Origin of the sequence: Bacteroides sp. AR20 (assembly GCF_964250605.1) — a bacterium.
GTDB lineage: Bacteria > Bacteroidota > Bacteroidia > Bacteroidales > Bacteroidaceae > Bacteroides > Bacteroides uniformis.
Genome location: NZ_CAXUGK010000065.1, coordinates 1 through 1,563 on the forward strand (window position 1 = coordinate 1; position 1,563 = coordinate 1,563).

1 protein-coding gene is annotated in these 1,563 nt (G+C 57.2%); it reads right to left on the minus strand.

Features of this window, described 5'->3' with window-relative positions; all coding sequences use genetic code 11:
* On the minus strand, nucleotides 1-1,484 hold a 1,484-nt coding region (istA, locus tag ACESTD_RS18365; RefSeq protein WP_373170165.1), incomplete at its 3' end, for an IS21 family transposase.
* Nucleotides 1,485-1,563 lie beyond the last annotated feature (79 nt).

Genomic DNA, 1,563 nt, shown 5'->3' on the forward strand with positions numbered 1-1,563 from the left:
GCGTCTTGACGGACGTTTGCGGTTCCATTGCCGTCACTGGCCAGCATCTCGGCGCTCAATTGTTCGGAAGACAGGCGTTTGAGTCCCCGGGAGGACAGACGGTCTGCCGCAGCCAGTATGTCGGCATAAGTGCGCTGGTTGTCACGGGTAAACACGAGCAGTTCGACAAACGATCTGGGAGAATCCGTAAAATGTTTGCGAAACAGTGCCGCCACGTCCGGGTGTACCTGTCGCATGGCCGTGGATCGTCCCAACGCCGCAGGCTTGCGAAGGAACGTGCCCAGATAGTGCATCAGGTCGATACACCAGTCACCGAGACGCCGGGAGCGTACATGCGTGGCTACCTTGTCGCGACCGTCAAGCACGACAATACGCTCGGAATACATCTTTATGGGTACCTCCCGACCGACAAGCCGGTCAGGCACAGAGTAATGCACACCATCGACGGTAATGGTGGAATACTTCCCGACACGGGCATGCCGCTGCTCAAAGCAGCCCATGTCACCGTGGTCAAGCGGCCGCAAAGCCGCAATATCGGCCTGTACGCGCTCCTTCTTCTCTTGCGCAGACATGTTGGAAGCCTCCCCGTTGAGCCTGTCACAGACCTTGTCAAGATGACACTGCGCCTGCTCCAGCGAACCGAAACGGACATCATAGGCGAAAGCCCGCCGGCGGATATGTTCCACCGAACGCTCCACCTTACCTTTCTCCCATCCCGAACGCGGATTACAGAAATGAGGGGTGAAACAATAGTGGAGTTCCATGCGGCGCAGGGCATCGGTATGTTCGCGCTCCTGTCCAAGGAACTTCTTGACGGCCACCCGCATGTTATCGTAGGCCATTACTTGCGGCGTGCCCCCCAAAGCACGGAAGCAGTTGCGGTGTGCTTCCATCAGGGCCAACGTGTCCTCGCGGGAGAACAGGTATGCCCGCCGCAGGTTGCTATGGTTCATCGTGAACACGGCCATGTGCAGCTTCGTCTTGACACCGGCAATCCAAAGTGTCAGCACGCCCCAGTCAAACTCGCACCGGAACCCCGGTTCATACTCCTGGCGGATGAACGCCGCCGGGGACTTGGCTGGAGCGGACACCGCCACTTCCAATGCACGGACATACTGGCATACCGTCGAATAGGCAATCTCTATGCCTTGATCGCGCAACCGGCGCCACATGTCAATCTTGCGCATCTGCTGCTTGCGCAATCCGGCCGCGGCATTAGACCGGTTGCGGGCCATGAAGCCGTCTATCGCCTCCATCACCTGCTGGTTCATCACTCTGCGGACACGTTTGCTGCTGTCATAGCGCACCGGCTGCTGCAGGTACGTGTCCATTGCTTCCGCATCGGGGTTGTCACCGACCGCTTGTTCGAAAGCCCGGAGATACTTGCGTACAGTCTTGCGGCTCATGCCGTTACGACGGGCGATCTCACGGATGCTCAATCCGTCACGCCTATAGGCGAGAATTATGGAATCTCTTTCTTCCATGTGGTACATATTATGAACGCCATTGGTTTTTATGAATATACCAATTTTGTTCGGTTAAACATACCCATGGGTGGGGCAC